10 protein-coding genes are annotated in these 13,894 nt (G+C 43.3%); 9 read left to right on the top strand and 1 reads right to left on the bottom strand.

What is annotated here, in order from left to right; translation table 11 throughout:
* The first annotated feature begins 91 nt into the window (after window positions 1–91).
* From CWM22_12570 to CWM22_12535, 8 genes are all read left to right on the top strand, one after another.
* A complete protein-coding gene (locus tag CWM22_12570; protein ID AUC92666.1) occupies window positions 92–2,086 on the top strand; it encodes a transcription antiterminator BglG in 1,995 nt (664 codons plus the stop codon).
* Between the two features lie 12 nt (window positions 2,087–2,098).
* Entirely contained in the window at window positions 2,099–2,410 is a 312-nt protein-coding gene (locus CWM22_12565; protein AUC92665.1) for a PTS sugar transporter subunit IIB, read from the top strand.
* A gap of 1 nt (window position 2,411) precedes the next feature.
* Window positions 2,412–2,744, top strand: coding sequence for a PTS lactose/cellobiose transporter subunit IIA (locus CWM22_12560; GenBank protein ID AUC92664.1), 333 nt, complete (start codon window positions 2,412–2,414; stop codon window positions 2,742–2,744).
* A 36-nt stretch (window positions 2,745–2,780) separates the two neighbouring features.
* Entirely contained in the window at window positions 2,781–3,224 is a 444-nt protein-coding gene (locus CWM22_12555; GenBank protein ID AUC92663.1) for a DUF3284 domain-containing protein, read from the top strand.
* Between the two features lie 43 nt (window positions 3,225–3,267).
* Window positions 3,268–4,644 (top strand): PTS cellobiose transporter subunit IIC, encoded by a 1,377-nt coding sequence (locus CWM22_12550; protein AUC92662.1) that lies wholly within the window; start codon window positions 3,268–3,270, stop codon window positions 4,642–4,644.
* Between the two features lie 337 nt (window positions 4,645–4,981).
* The gene (locus CWM22_12545; GenBank protein ID AUC92907.1) at window positions 4,982–5,548 is read left to right on the top strand and encodes a CHAP domain-containing protein; all 567 of its coding nucleotides are present in this window, start codon (window positions 4,982–4,984) and stop codon (window positions 5,546–5,548) included.
* A 54-nt stretch (window positions 5,549–5,602) separates the two neighbouring features.
* Complete coding sequence (locus CWM22_12540; GenBank protein ID AUC92661.1) at window positions 5,603–5,842, top strand: ABC transporter related protein; 240 nt, start codon at window positions 5,603–5,605, stop codon at window positions 5,840–5,842.
* Between the two features lie 353 nt (window positions 5,843–6,195).
* Window positions 6,196–7,137 carry a LacI family transcriptional regulator gene (locus CWM22_12535; protein ID AUC92660.1) on the top strand — a complete coding sequence of 314 codons (942 nt, stop codon included), beginning with the start codon at window positions 6,196–6,198 and terminating at the stop codon, window positions 7,135–7,137.
* 165 nt (window positions 7,138–7,302) lie between these two features.
* Here the strand turns inward: CWM22_12535 and CWM22_12530 are convergent, their stop codons facing one another.
* Entirely contained in the window at window positions 7,303–7,401 is a 99-nt protein-coding gene (locus CWM22_12530) for a hypothetical protein (protein ID AUC92659.1), read from the bottom strand.
* Between the two features lie 46 nt (window positions 7,402–7,447).
* Here CWM22_12530 and CWM22_12525 point away from each other — a divergent pair, with 46 nt between their 5' ends.
* Window positions 7,448–13,732 (top strand): pullulanase, encoded by a 6,285-nt coding sequence (locus CWM22_12525; GenBank protein ID AUC92906.1) that lies wholly within the window; start codon window positions 7,448–7,450, stop codon window positions 13,730–13,732.
* Window positions 13,733–13,894 lie beyond the last annotated feature (162 nt).

Raw genomic sequence — 13,894 nt, 5'->3', positions numbered from 1 at the left:
ACAATAGAAATATAAAAATATGTTTTTATCAACAGGCTCTAGCTTACTAGTCTTGTTATATTTCGTATAAATCTTGCGGAGAGGAGGGAGTATGCTATCTAAAAAAGAAGTTCGTCTGGCAGATTATTTACTGACAAAACAAGGGGACTTTGTATCTAGTATAGAACTGGCAAAGGCTTTGGGTGTCAGTGATCGAACAGCAAGAAAGTATGTCCAACAACTCTCTCTTTCGCTAGAGGCTAGCGGTGCTTCTATTTTGTCCAAACAAAGTAAGGGCTACTGTTTGCTGGTAGAGAGACCGGTTGAGTTTGAAATGTTTTGGCAAGAACAGCTACGGTTGAAAAAGCAGGTGACGGACTTACGGCAACTGGAGGAAGCGACGGACCGACAACGGTATGTTTTAAGTAAGTTATTATTTGAAAATCCAATTCAGTCCATGGATCGTTTGCAACGAGAGCTGTTTATCGGAAAAACAACCCTGCATTCTATCATCGCGGATATTCGCAATTTATTTGCTCCTTACCAACTGGAACTGTTGTTCACACGGAGAGGTGTAGAATTAAGCGGGGAGGAGCCTGCTATTCGGCACTTCATCATGGATTACTTTTTTGGACAAGGGAATGGTCAGTCTCTTTATGGTTTGGTGGAAAGTCAGCTCCTACCAGACATTCGGTTTACAGACCTGATGTTGATTGTCTTGGATGAGTGTCGTGATGCCAAACTTCGCCTGTCTGATTTTGTGATGCAAAACCTGGTTCTTCATATCGCTCTGCTCTTACAACGAATGAAGGGGGGAGCTAGTTTAGAGCGATTTCCAATATCTGATCAGATTCAATCTTCCAAGGAATATCAGGTTGCTGGACGAATTATCGAACGAATTGAAACAGAATTTCAAGTGGCGATTCCTGTAGAAGAAGCTAACTATATTGCTCTACACCTGAAGGTCAAGTTGACGGGGAACCCTAGTCAGCTTTCAGACTTGGAGGACGGTTTGGAGGAAGAAGTTGAAACTTGTTTACAGACTCTCTCTCAGTTGACTGGTCTGGATTTGGTAAAAGATCGACAGCTTTTCAAGGGGATTGTCGCTCATTTGCTTCCCTTACGGACGCGGTTGGAGCACCAGATTCAGTTGGCTAATCCCTTGGTGGCTGATATCCATAGGGATTATATAGAAGTATTTGAGCTGACCAAGCAAGCTTTTGCTTCTATGCCCACCTTGTTGGCCTATAGCATTTCGGATGACGAATGGGCCTACCTGACCCTGCATGTATTGGCTGCAATTGAGCGATACGAGGGGCGGAAAAAGTTGCGGGTATTGGTCGTCTGTGCGACCGGAATTGGAAGCGCTTTAATGTTGCGAAATCGTTTGGAAAAGGAATTTGCAACAAGCTTGGAAATTGCAGATGTTGTGAGTTACTACGAGGTAACAGAGGAACGTTTAAGAGATGTAGACCTGATTATTTCTTCGATTAGCTTGTCCAATTTAATTTTCCTGACACCTGTTATCACCGTCAGTGTTTTCCTATCGGAGCAGGATATCGAGGCAATTCGCTCCTATCTTCAACAAGTGACACCTGTCCGAGTTGAGCAGAACGAGGCTTTGCCTATGGAGGAAGAGCAGGCGAGACAGATTGCAGAGGCTGTATTTTCACCCTTGCGAATAGTCTCTTTGGACAAAAAGATGAGTCGAGATAGGACCTTGTTGCAACTAATAGCGTGTTTGGATGAAGCCAAGGAATCAGGCTTTGTGGAACAATTTAGGGAGCAGGTAAATGTGAGAGAGTCCTATAGCTCGGTCGTTTTTGGAGAACTGTTGGCCTTTCCGCATCCAGCTATTCCCCTGACTTTCTCTGAGCAGATTGTGGTTGGAGTTTGTAAGGAAGCGGTTGAATGGGAAGAGGGGAAGAAGGTGCAGTTTGTCTTTCTTCTATCTCCGTCTAAAGGTCGGAATCCGCATCTGAAGTATATTTCACCTTGTCTGGTTGAATTTGTCCAAGACAGGTCCTTGCAAGAAAGGCTAGTGCAAAATCCTAGCTATCAGGAATTAGTCGATATATTTATTCCCTTGATTCAGAAACAGGGGTAGGAGGAGTTTTTTATGAAACAAATTATGTTAGTGTGCAATGCTGGTATGTCTACTAGTATGTTGGTGACCAAGATGCAGAAAGCGGCAGAAGAAAAGGGGATAGAGGCAACGATTTGGGCAGTCCCTGTATCAGAAGCTGATAGTGAAGTTAGTCAAAAGGAGATTGATGTCCTTTTGCTAGGTCCACAGGTTAAATTTTTGCTAAATGACTACAAGGCTAAGTTCGAGCCTGCAATCAAGGTTGATGCAATCAATATGATGGATTATGGAGTGATGAATGGTGCTAAGGTGCTCGATGCTGCTTTGGCACTAATGGAGGACTAGTATGAACTCTCCGGAATACTTAGAAGCGATTATGGGGCTTATTATGTATGGGGGAGAGGCAAAAGGCTATGCTGTTCAGGCGATTCAAGCGGCCAAGCAGGAGGATTTCCAGACGGCAGAGCACTTGCTTCAAGAAGCAAACACCTCCCTAAATATTGCCCATAAGTCACAAACAGGTCTACTAGCCAAAGAGGCTGGTGGGCAAACGGTGGAAGTGACCTTGCTAATGGTGCATGGACAAGACCACTTGATGAATGCCCTGACTTTTATTGATATGGCCAAGGAAGTAGTGGAGCTCTATAAGCGTTTAGCTGAACAGAAGAATTGTGGCTAGGCCACCTTGTTGGATAACGGAGATAGGAGGACAGGTATGAAAATCAAAAAAATAGGACAGGTTCCAATTGAACAATTGTTTGCTACGATTGGTCGGTCCTTGAAAGAGGATTATCAGCAAAATACTGGACGTCCTCTTCTTGATCAAGATATCCAGAAGGGGTTGACCTATGTAAAAACATTTGGAAACAAAGGAGAGCATAGTGTCAAGGTGCATGTAGAGGAATTTCTTGCTCCCTATCGTTATGCTGTTTGTTTTCATTCCAATCGAGGAAAAGAGTATATCCGCTATGATTTGCACGCTTTGGGGGACAATCAAACAGAGATTGAATACTCTTATGAAATGGAAGCGGCAGACTTATTTATGAGAGGGAACTACTTTTTAATGGAGAAAGTCTTCTCTAAGAGTTTGAAACGGCAGACAGATGCTCAATTAGAAGCACTGATTCGGTATTCTAAAGAAGGTGCTTCGACATCGTGATTTTGTTTATACAACAATAAAAAAATAGAAAAGGAGACAGATTATGTCAAATATTTCTGAAAAGTTCATGGAAATATCAGGAAAAATCGGCTCGCAACGTCATTTGATTGCCATTCGTGATTCCTTTATCTCCATGATGCCGATTACAATGGCTGGTACGGTGGCCGTCCTGCTCAATGTCTTTTTGAGGGATATTCCAAACAATATGGGTTGGACAGGCTTTGCAGAAGCTATGCAGCCTATCATTAACATCAATGGCTATGTTTATTTTGGAACCATTGGGATTATGGCGCTTGTCTTTGCCTTTGCCTTTGGTTACAACTTGTCTCTGATGTACAAGGTCAATCCTTTAGCGGGCGGTTTGATTTCCTTCGCATCCTTCATTTCAACCATTCCTCAAAGCCTTACCATTTCAACTGCTTTGGAAGGGGTGGATAAATCGGTTATTACTGCTCTGGAAGGGCTTGGTTTGACCATTGTCACTACTGATGGTGTTTCTATATTGGAAACCAGTGAATGGGGAGCGATTGCGCTGAAATATGGTGGAGCAACAGGTCTCTTCACAGCCATGTTTATTGGCTTCCTGGCGACTTTTGTCTATGCAAGCCTAGTGAAACGCAATATCATCATCAAGCTACCAGACACTGTTCCACCAGCAGTCAACAAGGCTTTTGCGGCTATTATTCCTGGTACAGCAGCTATCTACGCATCTTCAATTGTGGCTTATCTCGTATTTTCTGTATCTGGTCAGTCCTTGAGTGATGTGGTGTCAACCTATATTCAGATGCCTTTACTTGGTTTATCGCAAGGACTTGGCTCAGTCGTACTCCTAACCTTCCTCGTTCAACTTTTCTGGTTCTTTGGTTTGCATGGACACAATGTCTTGGCACCGGTCATGGATGGAATTTACCTCATCGCCCTGAATGAGAATACTGCTGCCTATGAAGCAACAAGAAGTGTTGCAGATTTGCCTTGGCTTTGGACACGTGGATCCTTTGACGCCTATGCTCAAATGGGGGGATCAGGCGTGACCCTGGCTCTGATTATTGCAATTTTCATCTTCTCTAAACGGGAAGAATACAAGATGGTTGCCAAGCTATCAGCTCCGATGGGAGTCTTTAACATCAACGAGCCGATTACCTTTGGTATTCCGATGGTCTTAAATCCGCTCTTTGTTATTCCATGGCTTATTGTACCACCGATTTGTGCAGCGATTGCTTATTTAGCGACTGCTGCTGGACTCATTCCTCCTGTCTTTCTAGCTGTACCTTGGATTACCCCGCCAGGTCTATACGCTTATTTGGCAACAGGTGGTAACATTATGGCGGCCCTGGTTTCGCTCTTCAACCTCTTTGTTGCCTTCTTGATTTGGACACCATTTGTCATTGCGGCCAACAAGGTTAAGGCTGGTGAGGACTAATGTTTTCCAAGAACAAATCTCCTTTCTTATTGGCGCTAGGATTTTTCCTTATCGCGACTAGTCCGCTTTATGGGAATAAATATCTAAACATTATATCTGGTTTGGTGTTCATTTTACTCAGTGTACTTAGAAGTAGGAGAAAATAATTACGCTAAATAGAAAACGACTTCCGTATTGGAGGTCGTTTTTTGACAAAAAGTTCGGACACTGTGATTGTTAAGAGATTGCAAGTTGTCTGTAATATTTGTTACATTTCTTTAAGCTCTCTGCAAGGATTATCCCTTAGGATAGATAGGGCATAAAAAACACGAAGGAATTAAATATTATGAGTTATCAAATGATAAAAAAACAATTCAAATTGGGACTGTTTACAGCCCTCATAGGAAATCTTTTATGGTCGGGAATGGTGAATGTCAGTGCAGATGACACAGTTATAAGCGATAGTCCGACAGTATCAGCGTTAACAAAAAAGGTTGAAGCTGCAAAAAAAGCAGCCAAAGCTGCTGCCGCTGCAAAGGCTGCTTTGGCTACCAATATGGTGTCAGAGGTTGCTGTGGAATATACGGCTAATACCTATCCAGCGGGTCAGTGTACTTGGGGTGCCAAAGAAATGGCTCCTTGGGTTGGAAACTATTGGGGTAATGGTGGAGATTGGGCAGCTAGTGCGGCAGCGCTTGGATATGAAGTGGGAACGACTCCAAAAGTTGGCGCTATTGCTGTATGGACAGATGGAGGCTACGGTCATGTTGCCTATGTAACAGATGTGGCAGCTAACGGTCACATTCAAGTTAAGGAATCAAACTATGGTGGAGTATACTACCCAAGTAATGTCCGAGGTTTCTTTGATCCAACAACAACTAGCGAAGGAACAGTCAGCTATATTTACTCACCAGCTGGAGTATAATTAATATGAGATATAAAGACCGAGATTATCTATTTTGATGAACCAACCTCGGCCTTGGATCCTGAGTTAATCGGTGAGGTCTTGGCTGTCATGATGCAGTTGGCAAAAGAAGGTATGACCATGGTGGTTGTGACGCACGAGATGGGTTTCGCGCGTGCAGTGGCAGACCGAGTGATTTTTATGGGTGGCGGCCAGATTATTGAAGAAGGCCGACCAGAAGACATTTTTGACCGTCCACAAGAAGAACGTACTAAGCAATTCTTAGCTCGCATTCAAAAGGTAGATGTTGAGTAAGCTAAGCAAGTAATTTATCTTATTCATTTCCATAATCGTACAGAAAATGGACAGAATTTAACAATGATACTTCAATTGTTAGACATTGATTGGTCTAGCGGTTGGAGTATTTTTTGTTTAGAGGGAATGGATATTCTTAGATAGTACTTTTAGCACGAGGCGATGAGCTGCAGGCATAGATGAAGTTAGGCAAGGAGTAATAGAAGGAAAACTAAATGACGATAAATGTATTCGAAAGGTCTTTACTTTTTAGTAATAAATAGTATATAATAACCTAAAGAAAACGTTTGCACAATTTTGATTGTTTGCTTGCTAAAAGATAAGCAACAGAAATAGAATTAGGGAGGAGTTCTATGACGACATTAACTGATGTGGCTAGGTTAGCCAATGTATCAAAGATGACTGTTTCGCGTGTCATCAACCATCCAGAACAAGTTACAAAAGAGTTGCGGACGCTCGTAACAGCTGCGATGGAAGAATTAAACTATAAGCCAAATGTGGCGGCCAAGGCCTTGGCCCAGCAACGGACGCTGATTGTTCAGGCTGTCATTCTCGAAAAGATGGATGTGGTAGAGCCGTACTATATCGACCTTCTTGCAGGAATCGCTGATGAGCTCAATCATCGAAATTATACTTTGCAGTTGGTGACCAATCCAAGTCAGATTACTGATCAATGTGATGGTTACATCGTGACTGGCGCTCGCAAGGATGACTACCCTTGGTTGAAAGGGCTGCGGAAGCCATTGATTTTATTTGGGGAGAATCAAGAAGGCCTTCCTTTTGTAGATTCAGACAATCGTTTGGCGACTAGGTCCGCAACCCAGTTTGCTTTATCAAAAGGTTATGAGAGGATTGTTTTTGTAGGGATTGACTTGCCAGAAGCCTTTGAAAAAGGGAGAGAAGAAGGCTACAAAGATGCGATGCAGGGCCGAGAAACTCATCTCTATCGATTGGAAAATCGTTCTCGTGTTGCGGAAGAATTTGTGAAAAATCTTGATTATTTACCAGAAAACACCTGTTTTATCTGCGCATCGGATCGTCTCGCTCTTGGGGTTACAAGAGGTTTACAAGCTCTAGGAAAGTCTATTCCGAATGACGTTGGGGTGATTGGTTTTGACGGCTTCTTTTTAGATCGGATGTCCAGACCAGCCTTGACGACGATGAAGCAGCCGATTCGTCAAATGGGGGCTCTTAGCGTCAAACATTTAATGACGATATTGGATGGCAAGCCTCTGGCTAGACAGGGGCATTACTGCCAGGCAACCTTAATTGAAAGGGAGACTACACCTCAGTAGTCTCTTTTTTAATCGGCAGACCGTGTAGGAGCAAAAGAGGAGGGGGCTGTTTATTCTATTTTTGTTAGATAGTAGCTTAAAAACTTGTTACCGCTAACATTTAAGAAAACGTTTGCAAAAACTCCTTGGAATTGTATATACTGGTAGTGTACAATTCAAACTTATTTATACTCTTCGAAAATCAAAATCAGACGTTGTTGACTTGATTTGATGAACTTCAGTTCTATCTGCATCTGCGTCGCCTAGTCTGTTTTTGATTTTCATTGAGTATTATATGGAGGAGTCTATGAAAAAGAAATCCGTTCAGAATATGAAACGAACAGGGATGCTAGAGAAGAAACAGATTTTTGGCATTCGTAAACTAAATGTAGGTGTAGCCTCTGTTGGGATTGCGGCTGCTCTGTTTTTAAGTGGAGCAGGTCAACTAGTGCAGGCAGAGGAAGTTGTCCTCCCTGCGTCAACTAGTTCAACGATTCTTTCGGAACAGGATGGCGGCGCGGTAGAAGCGACCACAACTGCGATAGAAGCTACAGATTCTATGGTAGCTGAAGCGACAGCGGTAACAGAAACAGCCGATGCAGTTGCTCCAGAGGAAGTTCCTATTGAAGAAGGCAACATTCGTCTGCACTTTGAAAATGTAGATGAAACAGCACCAGAAAGTCAAGGACTTTGGACTTGGGGAGGAGTGGCAGAGCCGTCCGATGGGAATCAATGGCCAACGGATACAGCGAACTTTTCAAGCAGTCAGGTAGATGACTACGGCCATTACGTTGATATTAAAAAATCTGAGACACCAGGCACAATCGGTTATTTGGTCCTTAAAGATGGGGAAAAAATAACAGAATCGGACCAGAAAGTGGAGCTTCTTGTTCCGGAACAAAATGAGGCTTGGATTGCTAGTGATTATACTGTTTCTAGCTATGAGCCGCTCAAAGATGAAAACGTCCTCCGTATCAACTACACACGTGAAGACAACAATTATGAAGGTTGGGGCGTTTGGACTTGGGGCGATACGACTGAAGCGAGTGATGGCTGGCCAACAGGTGCCGTTGATTTTAAACTTGGGAAATACGGCGCTTATGTTGACATTCCTCTATCAAACGGTTTAGATTCCAAGCTTGGATTTCTGCTAATCAATCAGAATAATCCAGATTTGGCAGGCAATAAAACCATTGATTTAGCCTTTGCAGATCGTAAACGGCATAGCCAAATTTTCCTTCGCAATGACGACGACAAAGTCTATACCAATCCATATTTTATTGAAGAAAAAGTAGAACTTGATACAAGTAAAGCTACTCCGGGTACAAAAAATGTGACTGTTGGGGCAAGTGTGAAAGCACCATTCAACTACAATGAAAGCGGCTTGGTATCTGTAACTGTCACCAACCCTGAAAATGCTGAGATTGTCAAAATGGAAGTCGATACAAGTGCCATCGGTGGAGGCCTTGTGCCAATCTCTACTGAGCTCAATCGTGTGACCATTAAAGCGACGTCTAGCACAGCGCCAGGTACATATAGTCTTCCTGTAAAGGTCTATGACAAGGACAACGGCTACTATGAAACTAGCCTAGATGTAACCATTACAGAGCGTATCAAGGCAGAAGGTGAAAAAGACTGGGACGAGCAAGTCATCTACTTCATGATGACAGACCGTTTCTATAATGGAGACACCAGCAATGATAAGCTGGTGGAAGGAACGGTCACCAACCCACGCGGTCTTTACCAGGGCGGTGACTTCAAAGGAGTGACAGCCAAGCTGGACTACTTGAAAGAACTGGGTGTGGACTCTATCTGGTTGACTCCGATTGTGGAAAATATTCCACAGAATGTTGGTAGCGTAAAAGATGGAGAATACTATGCTTATCATGGTTATTGGGCATCCAATTTTGAGAAACTAAATCCGCATTTGGGAAGTTTAGCTGATTTCCACGAATTGATTGATGCCGCAGCCGAAAAAGGTATAAACATTGTTGTTGACGTGGTGCTGAACCATGCTGGCTATGGTACAGAAGAAACCTTTGCAGGTATGGTACGGACTAAGGAAGAAGACAAGCAGGGAGATGACCAATTAGGCTCATTATCTGGATTACCAGACTTCAAGACAGAAGAAGCAGCTGTTCGCAATCAGTTGGTTGCTTGGCAAGCATCTTGGTTGGAACGCTCAACAACTGCCAAGGGCAATTCTATCTATGCTTTCCGTGTCGATACAGTCAAACACGTTGATGATACCACATGGCAACATTTCAAAAATGAATTGGTGGATAGAGATCCTGACTTCCACTTGATTGGGGAAACTTGGGGAGCGAATTATAAGGATACCAAGGGTGACTTGGGAATCGGTACGATGGATAGCTTGTTGGACTTTGGCTTCAAGGATATTGCCAAATATCTAGTCAATGGTCAACTAAAAGCAGCTGGAAAAGAGCTGGAAGAACGTAGCAAGGTTCTGACTAGTGCAGCTTCTCTGGGTCAATTCTTGGGTAGTCACGACGAAGATGGTTTCCTCTACAGTCTCGGTGGGGCAGAAAAAGAAGGAAATCTGGATAAACTGAAATTGGCTGCTAGTCTCTTGATTACTGCTAAAGGTCAGCCAGTCATCTACTACGGTGAAGAATTAGGTCAATCTGGACAAAACAACTGGCCAGTTTATGACAACCGGTACGATTTCGATTGGAGCAAGGTAGAGACGAGCGACATCACAGACCACTATCAGAAATTATTGGCTTTCCGCAATGCCAATTCAACATTGCTCTCACGTGGTGATACAAGCACCCTTGCTGGAAATGATAGCCAAGGTTGGCTTATTAGCAAACGCAGTTACCAAGATCAAGCTGCCTATCTTGTCTTCTCAACCAATACCGAGAACAAGGAAATGGCGCTTGAAGTATCTGGTCAGGAGGTAGTTGTCACAGATGCCTACACAGGAAAATCTTATCAAGCTATCGAGAAAGATGGTAAATGGGTTGTTCAAGTCGAACTGCCAACAATCGGTCAAGGTGGCACCATGCTCCTTCAAACTCAAGCAGGCGACATCGTCAATGCAAGTGTGCAAGGAGCGACTGAAGAACCAATTGAAGCAGGCTACTTCCGTGTTCACTTTAAAACTCTACCATCTGATAATTTATCTAGCCTAGGTTTATGGACATGGGATGATGTCGAAAAACCATCGTCAGATCTTGGTGCTTGGCCAACAGGTGCAACCAATTTCAGCACGGCTAAACAGGATGACTATGGCTATTATCTGGACATCAAGATGAAAGATGAAACAGCTAGCAAGATTAGTCTGTTGATTAATAACACTTCTGGTGATAACATCACAGGTGACAAGACCATTGAGCGAATTAGCACCAAGATGAATGAAGCTTGGTTTGATGAAAACTATCAACTCAGCCTCTATCAACCGCTCAAAGAAGGCTACATCCGTATCAATTACTTCCGTACCGATGGCAATTATGACCAAAAAGGTCTCTGGATCTGGGGAGATGTGACTGATGTTGCCTTGGGTGACTGGCCAAATGGTATTGATTTTGAAAACCAAGGCAAGTATGGTGCCTATATCGATGTTAAATTGACAGATTTACCAAGTTCCATTGGCTTCTTGCTATTGGATGAAAGCAAGTCAGGAGATGATGTGAAGATTCAACAGAAAGATTATAGCTTTACAGATTTGAAAAATCAGACACAAATATTCCTCAAGGATGATGATGCGACTATTTACACCAACCCTTATTTTGTCAATAATGTCCGTGTGACAGGTGTTTCTCACGTTAGTTTAACAGCTTTAGAAGCAGCCTTTACAACGCTGGAAGGTGCGGATAAGGATAGCATCTTAGAGAAATTGTCTGTAACAGATAAAAATGGTCAGACAGTTGCTGTGACGGACCTTGTCTTGGACCTTACTAGCAACAAGGTGCGAGTCCTCGGGGATTTCAACAAAGAAAATGCGGGCTATACCCTCAAATATGGCAATGATAGCTTCACAACAACTATGAGCTGGCAATTGAAGGATGAGCTCTATGCTTACGATGGAGAGCTTGGTGCGCGTGTGCATCAGGCTGGTAGTGTCGTTGATATGACTCTCTGGTCTCCAAGCGCAGACAGTGTAGCAGTTGTTCTTTATGATAAGGATGACCAGTCTAAGGTGGTCGGTAAATTGGCCATGACCAAGGGCGATAAGGGACAATGGGACCTCGAATTGAACAGTCAATCAGATCTTGGTATCGCGGACTATCGTGGTTACTACTACCATTATGAAATCACTCGTGGGGATCAATCTGTTCTTGTTTTAGACCCATATGCTAAATCTTTAGCGGAGTGGAATAGTGATTTGGCTGATACAGATCCATCTTATCGGATTGCAAAAGCTGCGATTGTGGACCCAGCAGAAGTTGGTCCAAGTGATTTGAACTATGCCACAATTCCTAACTTCAACCAGCGTGAGGATGCCATTATCTATGAAGCACATGTCCGTGACTTCACATCCGATCCTGCTATTTCTGATGAATTGACAGCTCAGTTTGGTACTTTTGCGGCCTTTGCAGAACGTCTCAGCTACCTCAAAGACCTAGGTGTGACCCATATTCAGCTGCTCCCAGTTATGAGCTACTATTTTGTCAATGAATTGAAAAATGCAGAGCGGATGAGTGAGTACGCGTCAAGCAACAGTAACTACAACTGGGGTTATGATCCACAGAGCTACTTTGCCTTTACAGGTATGTATTCTACAGATCCGACAGATCCAATGAAACGCATCGAGGAATTCAAAAACCTAGTCAATGAAATCCACAAACAAGGCATGGGTGTGATTTTGGATGTGGTCTATAACCACACTTCTAAGACCTTCTTATTTGAAGATTTAGAGCCAAACTATTATCACTTCATGGAGGCAGATGGTACAGCTAAATCAAGCTTTGGTGGTGGTCGTCTGGGAACCACTCACTACATGAGCCGTCGTGTCTTAGTTGATTCCATCAAGTATCTTGTGGATGAGTTTAAGGTAGATGGTTTCCGCTTCGATATGATGGGGGACCATGATGCCGAAGCGATTGAGCTGGCCTTTACCGAGGCTCAAAAACTCAATCCAAACATCATTATGCTTGGTGAAGGTTGGAGAACCTTTACAGGCGACGCCAATCAGCCTGTTCAGCCAGCGGACCAAGACTGGATGAGTTCAACAGATACTGTTGCGGTATTCTCAGATGAGATTCGCAATACACTTAAATCTGGTTATCCAAACGAAGGTCAGCCAGCCTTTATCACAGGCGGTGCTAAGAGTGTTGAGTCTGTCTTCAATAACATCAAGGCACAGCCAGGCAATTTCTTGGCAGATGATCCAGGTGATGTGATCCAGTATATTGCTGCGCATGATAACTTGACCCTCTTTGATATTATCGCTCAGTCCATCAAGAAGGATCCGTCAGTTACTGAAAACTATACTGAAATTCACCAACGTCAACGCTTGGGTAACTTGCTAGTTTTGACTGCTCAAGGGACACCGTTTATCCATTCTGGTCAGGAGTATGGACGGACCAAACAGTTCCGCCATCCTGATTACAAGGAGCCAGTTACAGAGGACAAGGTGCCAAACAAGGCGCATTTGTTGACCAATGCAGATGGAACGCCATTTGACTATCCATACTATATTCATGATTCTTACGATTCATCGGATGCGGTCAACAAGTTTGACTGGACCAAAGCGACAGATGAGGTGCTCTATCCAGAGAATACCCGTACTCAGGCCTTTACAAAAGGATTGATTGCCTTGCGCAAATCTACAGATGCCTTCCGTTTGGGAACAAAAGAAGAAGTTGAACAGAAGGTTAGCTTGATTTCAATTCCAGGTCAAAATGGCATTGCCAAAAATGATGTGGTCATTGCCTATCAAACCATTGCAAGCAATGGGGACCGCTATGCTGTCTTTGTCAATGCCGACAGTAAGGAGCGCAGCTTTGTTCTTTCTGATATTTACAAAGAATTGCTTAAGGGTCAAGTGCTGGTCGATGGTAAGCGGGCTGGAATAGCAGCGCTGACTGATTTGGTAGGTGTGACATTGACAGATGATGCAGTTGTGCTTGCACCGTTGACTGCAACGGTGATTCGCTTGCCTTACATCACTACGGCAGTTCCAGATATAGCGCCTACTGCTGAAGAAAAACCAAGTCTAGACTTTACTACCAAGGAACGTACAGAGGAAAAAATTCTTCCTATCGTAGAGGAAATTCGCTATGATGAAACTCTTGCAAAGGGGCAATCTTATGTGCTTCAAGAAGGTAAGGCAGGTAAGCGAGTCTTGGTTTATCAAGATGTTTTGGTTGATGGTAAGGTAGCAGCAACAAATCTGTTATCAGAAACAGTTGTTGATAGCGAAACACGTATTGTTGTGAAAGGCAGTATGGAGGCTAAGAAAGAGGCTGAAAAACCAAGTCTCTCTACTCCACCAGCTCAAGTGTCTGGACAAACTACAAGTATATCAACCAAAGAAAGCCTACCAGCTACAGGTGACCATCAAAGTGATTTGGCACTTCTAAGTCTCGGACTTGCTGGACTTGGTTTGACAGTTGCTGCGCAAGGAAGAACTAAAAAATCAGAAGAATAGTATGCTTTCCTCCCAAGAGGTTAGGGACCCTATGGTTCTTGACCTCTTTTTTATTTTGTGGGCAGAAACCAAATCGTCTTTTAAATTTTACGATTTAGAAGTAGTCAATAAAAACTTTGGTAAATAGTCCAAGAGTGAACACAAGCCTGTGCTTTATTTGGT

The sequence above is a fragment of the Streptococcus suis genome, assembly GCA_002831545.1.
GTDB lineage: Bacteria > Bacillota > Bacilli > Lactobacillales > Streptococcaceae > Streptococcus > Streptococcus suis_P.
This window is presented reverse-complemented; position numbering and strand designations above follow the sequence as displayed.

Excerpts from the sequence above, each read along its gene's own strand:
- CWM22_12570 (AUC92666.1), top strand. The coding sequence starts at position 92 with ATGCTATCTAAAAAAGAAGTTCGTCTGGCAGATTATTTACTGACAAAA.
- CWM22_12565 (AUC92665.1), top strand. The coding sequence starts at position 2,099 with ATGAAACAAATTATGTTAGTGTGCAATGCTGGTATGTCTACTAGTATG.
- CWM22_12560 (AUC92664.1), top strand. The coding sequence starts at position 2,412 with ATGAACTCTCCGGAATACTTAGAAGCGATTATGGGGCTTATTATGTAT.
- CWM22_12555 (AUC92663.1), top strand. The coding sequence starts at position 2,781 with ATGAAAATCAAAAAAATAGGACAGGTTCCAATTGAACAATTGTTTGCT.
- CWM22_12550 (AUC92662.1), top strand. The coding sequence starts at position 3,268 with ATGTCAAATATTTCTGAAAAGTTCATGGAAATATCAGGAAAAATCGGC.
- CWM22_12545 (AUC92907.1), top strand. The coding sequence starts at position 4,982 with ATGATAAAAAAACAATTCAAATTGGGACTGTTTACAGCCCTCATAGGA.
- CWM22_12535 (AUC92660.1), top strand. The coding sequence starts at position 6,196 with ATGACGACATTAACTGATGTGGCTAGGTTAGCCAATGTATCAAAGATG.
- CWM22_12530 (AUC92659.1), bottom strand. The coding sequence starts at position 7,401 with ATGAAAATCAAAAACAGACTAGGCGACGCAGATGCAGATAGAACTGAA.
- CWM22_12525 (AUC92906.1), top strand. The coding sequence starts at position 7,448 with ATGAAACGAACAGGGATGCTAGAGAAGAAACAGATTTTTGGCATTCGT.